General features: G+C 46.7%; 1 protein-coding gene and 2 rRNA genes (1 of these 3 running past the window's edge). All 3 read right to left on the bottom strand.

Going from position 1 to position 6,000, the window contains the following annotated elements; translation table 11 throughout:
- A 23S ribosomal RNA gene (locus MHH44_RS01135) occupies window positions 1-2,047 on the bottom strand; it reaches 882 nt to the left of the window's first position.
- 317 nt (window positions 2,048-2,364) lie between these two features.
- A 16S ribosomal RNA gene (locus MHH44_RS01130) occupies window positions 2,365-3,921 on the bottom strand.
- The 16S and 23S rRNA genes sit together here, the layout of an rRNA operon.
- 567 nt (window positions 3,922-4,488) lie before the next feature.
- On the bottom strand, window positions 4,489-5,991 hold the full coding sequence (gene lysS, locus MHH44_RS01125) for a lysine--tRNA ligase (protein WP_173364511.1): 1,503 nt from the start codon (window positions 5,989-5,991) through the stop codon (window positions 4,489-4,491).
- Between the last annotated feature and the right edge of the window lie 9 nt (window positions 5,992-6,000).

The raw sequence follows: 6,000 nt of genomic DNA, 5'->3' as shown, positions 1-6,000 counted from the left end.
AATTTCACCGAGTCTCTCGTTGAGACAGTGCCCAGATCGTTACGCCTTTCGTGCGGGTCGGAACTTACCCGACAAGGAATTTCGCTACCTTAGGACCGTTATAGTTACGGCCGCCGTTTACTGGGGCTTCAATTCACAGCTTCGCTTGCGCTAACCGCTCCTCTTAACCTTCCAGCACCGGGCAGGCGTCAGCCCCTATACGTCACCTTACGGTTTTGCAGAGACCTGTGTTTTTGCTAAACAGTCGCCTGGGCCTATTCACTGCGGCTTCTCTAGGCTATGCACCCAAAGAAGCACCCCTTCTCCCGAAGTTACGGGGTCATTTTGCCGAGTTCCTTAACGAGAGTTCTCTCGCACACCTTAGGATTCTCTCCTCGACTACCTGTGTCGGTTTGCGGTACGGGCACCTCTCACCTCGATAGAGGCTTTTCTTGGCAGTGTGAAATCAGGAACTTCGCTCATACGAGCTCGTCATCACAGCTCAACGTTATAGTATGCGGATTTGCCTACATACACGCCTTACTGCTTGAACACGCGCAACCAACGGCGTGCTTACCCTATCCTACTGCGTCCCCCCATTTCTCAAACGGTGAGGAGGTGGTACAGGAATATCAACCTGTTGTCCATCGCCTACGCCTATCGGCCTCGGCTTAGGTCCCGACTAACCCTGAGCGGACGAGCCTTCCTCAGGAAACCTTAGTCATACGGTGCATGGGATTCTCACCCATGTTTCGCTACTCATACCGGCATTCTCACTTCTAACCGCTCCACCAGTCCTTCCGGTCTGACTTCAACGCTGTTAGAACGCTCTCCTACCACGCATACTCTAAGTATGCATCCACAGCTTCGGTGAATCGTTTAGCCCCGATACATTTTCGGCGCAGCGTCACTCGACCAGTGAGCTATTACGCACTCTTTAAATGATGGCTGCTTCTAAGCCAACATCCTGGTTGTCTAAGCAACGCCACATCCTTTTCCACTTAACGATTACTTGGGGACCTTAGCTGGTGGTCTGGGCTGTTTCCCTCTTGACTACGGATCTTATCACTCGCAGTCTGACTCCCGTGTATAAATATCCGGCATTCGGAGTTTGTCTGAATTCGGTAAAGCGAGATGCCCCCCTAGTCCAAACAGTGCTCTACCTCCGGTATTCTCAATCACGAGGCTAGCCCTAAAGCTATTTCGGAGAGAACCAGCTATCTCCAGGTTCGATTGGAATTTCTCCGCTACCCACACCTCATCCCCGCACTTTTCAACGTGCGTGGGTTCGGGCCTCCAGTGAGTGTTACCTCACCTTCACCCTGGACATGGGTAGATCACCTGGTTTCGGGTCTACGACCACGTACTAATTCGCCCTATTCAGACTCGCTTTCGCTGCGGCTCCGTCTTCTCAACTTAACCTCGCACGTAATCGTAACTCGCCGGTTCATTCTACAAAAGGCACGCTATCACCCATTAACGGGCTCTAACTACTTGTAGGCACACGGTTTCAGGGTCTATTTCACTCCCCTTCCGGGGTGCTTTTCACCTTTCCCTCACGGTACTGGTTCACTATCGGTCACTAGGTAGTATTTAGCCTTGGGAGATGGTCCTCCCGGATTCCGACGGAATTTCACGTGTTCCGCCGTACTCAGGATCCACTCTGGAGGGAATGAACTTTTGACTACAGGGCTTTTACCTTGTTTCGCGGACCTTTCCAAGTCGCTTCGTCTAATTCATTCTTTTGTAACTCCGTATAGAGTGTCCTACAACCCCAAAGAGCAAGCTCTTTGGTTTGGGCTCTTCCCGTTTCGCTCGCCGCTACTCAGGGAATCGAATTTTCTTTCTGTTCCTGCAGGTACTTAGATGTTTCAGTTCCCTGCGTCTGTCTTCAACACGCTATGAATTCACGTGAAGATACTATCCGATTAAAGATAGTGGGTTCCCCCATTCGGAAATCCCCGGATCAAAGCTTACTTACAGCTCCCCGAGGCATATCGGTGTTAGTGCCGTCCTTCATCGACTCCTAGTGCCAAGGCATCCACCGTGCGCCCTTATTAACTTAACCAAAAGTTAACACTTAGATCAGAGATCTAAGATTTAAGTTTACACGTCAATTTCTTGACTTGTTTAAAAATCTATAAAATAGAAATTTGATTTATTGCTTTCAATGTCGTTTTATCCAGTTTTCAAAGAACGAAGCAGCTGACTTCAATCACATCGTGAGAAGCTTCACTGATTTTGCTTCATGCAGCTTTGCGACGTAAGCGCAAGCGTCAGGAGCAAGGTTTGAAGTATTTCATTCAATTAAGAATGAACCTTCAAAACTGAACAGCAACCGTTAATGTTTCATTCCCCGAAGGAATGATTCCGAAAAATCCTTAGAAAGGAGGTGATCCAGCCGCACCTTCCGATACGGCTACCTTGTTACGACTTCACCCCAATCATCTATCCCACCTTCGGCGGCTGGCTCCATAAAGGTTACCTCACCGACTTCGGGTGTTACAAACTCTCGTGGTGTGACGGGCGGTGTGTACAAGGCCCGGGAACGTATTCACCGCGGCATGCTGATCCGCGATTACTAGCGATTCCGGCTTCATGTAGGCGAGTTGCAGCCTACAATCCGAACTGAGAACGGTTTTATCGGATTAGCTCCCCCTCGCGGGTTGGCAACCGTTTGTACCGTCCATTGTAGCACGTGTGTAGCCCAGGTCATAAGGGGCATGATGATTTGACGTCATCCCCACCTTCCTCCGGTTTATCACCGGCAGTCTCCTTAGAGTGCCCAACTGAATGATGGCAACTAAGAATAAGGGTTGCGCTCGTTGCGGGACTTAACCCAACATCTCACGACACGAGCTGACGACAACCATGCACCACCTGTCACCGTTGCCCCCGAAGGGGAAACTATGTCTCCATAGTGGTCACCGGGATGTCAAGACCTGGTAAGGTTCTTCGCGTTGCTTCGAATTAAACCACATGCTCCACCGCTTGTGCGGGCCCCCGTCAATTCCTTTGAGTTTCAGTCTTGCGACCGTACTCCCCAGGCGGAGTGCTTAATGCGTTAGCTGCAGCACTGAGGGGCGGAAACCCCCCAACACTTAGCACTCATCGTTTACGGCGTGGACTACCAGGGTATCTAATCCTGTTTGCTCCCCACGCTTTCGCGCCTCAGTGTCAGTTACAGACCAGACAGTCGCCTTCGCCACTGGTGTTCCTCCAAATCTCTACGCATTTCACCGCTACACTTGGAATTCCACTATCCTCTTCTGCACTCAAGTTCCCCAGTTTCCAATGACCCTCCCCGGTTGAGCCGGGGGCTTTCACATCAGACTTAAGGAACCACCTGCGCGCGCTTTACGCCCAATAATTCCGGACAACGCTTGCCACCTACGTATTACCGCGGCTGCTGGCACGTAGTTAGCCGTGGCTTTCTAACAAGGTACCGTCAAGGTAGCGCCAGTTACTACGCTACTTGTTCTTCCCTTGCAACAGAGTTTTACGAACCGAAATCCTTCTTCACTCACGCGGCGTTGCTCCATCAGACTTTCGTCCATTGTGGAAGATTCCCTACTGCTGCCTCCCGTAGGAGTCTGGGCCGTGTCTCAGTCCCAGTGTGGCCGATCACCCTCTCAGGTCGGCTACGCATCGTTGCCTTGGTGAGCCGTTACCTCACCAACTAGCTAATGCGCCGCGGGTCCATCTTATAGTGACAGCCGAAACCGTCTTTCAACTTTCAAACATGTGTTAAAAAGTATTATTCGGTATTAGCCCCGGTTTCCCGGAGTTATCCCAATCTATAAGGTAGGTTACCCACGTGTTACTCACCCGTCCGCCGCTAAAATTTTAAAGGTGCAAGCACCAATAAAATTTCCGCTCGACTTGCATGTATTAGGCACGCCGCCAGCGTTCGTCCTGAGCCAGGATCAAACTCTCCATAAAAGTAGTTTGAAAGCTCATTTGCTTTGCTAGCGATCCAACTTCGTTAGAAGTTGAAATCTATTGTTTGCTTCATTTAAGAAGCTTGTTTCATTAACGTTGCTTGTTCAGTTTTCAAGGTTCATTGCGTTGTCGTTGTGACAACTTTTATATCTTACCATTTTCACGAATCATTTGTCAACAACTTTTTCAAAAAAAGTTTCAAACTCATAATCACTGTAAATTCGGTAACTCTTATACTTTACCACTCTAAAGTCGAAAAGTAAAGAACTTTGTAGTTTAGTGCGCCGCGTTTTAGCGACAAGAGATAATATACCACCCCTACAATTATATTGCAATAGTTATTTTAAAAAATATTATATTTTTTTATAATGTTTATTGTTTCTCCTATATCCACTCCAATATATAGAAAGGAATGACCATTCTTCCCACAATACATCTGTATAATCCCCCAGGAATAATTTATACGCCGAGACTCCCATCGTTCACCTCTGCCAAGCAGCCACTCTCATCTTCCTATAATAAAGAAAAGAGCCTTGCGAATAGCGCAAGGCCCTAATTAAACTAAACTTATTTTGTTGTATGGCGCATTGTCGGGAATAACAATACATCACGAATTGATGGTGAGTTCGTTAATAACATTACTAAGCGGTCGATACCGATACCTAAACCACCTGTTGGCGGCATACCGTATTCTAATGCTTCAATGAAGTCATTATCCATTTCATGTGCTTCGTCATTTCCTGCCTCTTTTTCGGCCATTTGAGCTTCAAAGCGCTCGCGTTGATCGATTGGATCATTTAATTCTGTAAATGCATTAGCGTGCTCACGGCGAACAATGAATAGCTCAAAACGATCTGTGAAGCGTGGATCTTCAGGATTTTTCTTCGCTAACGGAGAAATTTCCACAGGGTGACCTGTTACGAATGTAGGTTGTACTAATGTTTCTTCTACTTTTTGCTCAAAGAATTCATTGATGATGTGACCTACTTCATGTGCATCTTTAATTTCCACGCCGTGTTCAGCAGCAAGTTTACGTGCTTCTTCTACAGTCATCGGAGCCCAGAAGTCTACACCCGTTGCTTCTTTAACTGCATCTACCATATGCACACGTTTCCAGCCAACACCTAGTTCAATTGTATCTTCACCATATTGTACAGATGTCGTACCAAGAACATCTTGGGCTACATGTGCAATAAGGTTTTCTGTTAAGTCCATAATATCGTTGTAGTCTGCATACGCTTCATATAATTCAATCATTGTGAATTCCGGGTTGTGACGAGTTGAAATTCCTTCATTACGGAATACACGGCCGATTTCATATACTTTTTCCAAGCCACCAACGATTAAACGTTTTAAATGCAGCTCGATTGCGATACGCATATATAATTCCATATCCAATGCATTGTGGTGTGTAATGAACGGGCGAGCCGCAGCACCACCTGCAATTGTATGCAGCATTGGTGTTTCCACTTCCAAATAACCATTGTTATCTAAATAGTTGCGGATTGCTCGGATGATTTTTGAACGTTGGATAAATGTTGTTTTTGATTCGTCGTTTGTCATTAAGTCTACATAGCGTTGACGGTAACGTTGTTCTACGTCTGTCAGACCGTGGAATTTATCAGGTAACGGGCGTAATGCTTTTGTTAGGAAAGTGAACTCTGTCGCTTTAACAGACAGCTCTCCAACTTGCGTACGGAATACGTTTCCTTTTACCCCTACGATATCACCAAGATCTGCTTTGTTGAACAATTCATATGCTTCTTCACCAATTGCATCTTTACGTACATAAATTTGGATTTGGCCTGCTAAGTCCTGGATATGCGCAAAACCTGCTTTACCTTTACCGCGCTTTGTCATAATACGTCCGGCGATTACTACTTCACGTGGATTTTCTTCTAACTGTTCTTTATTAAATTGCTCATTTTCTGCAATAACTTCGTTCGATAAATGTGTGCGTTCAAAACGGCTGCCGAATGGGTCCATACCGTTTTCACGAATATCTGTCATCTTCTGGCGTCTCACCAAAAGTTGGTCGTTTAATTCTTCGATATTTGACACGTATTTCACTCCTTAATG

It is taken from the genome of Solibacillus sp. FSL K6-1126, assembly GCF_038003445.1.
In the GTDB taxonomy this organism is placed as follows: Bacteria; Bacillota; Bacilli; order Bacillales_A; family Planococcaceae; genus Solibacillus; species Solibacillus silvestris.
This window is presented reverse-complemented; position numbering and strand designations above follow the sequence as displayed.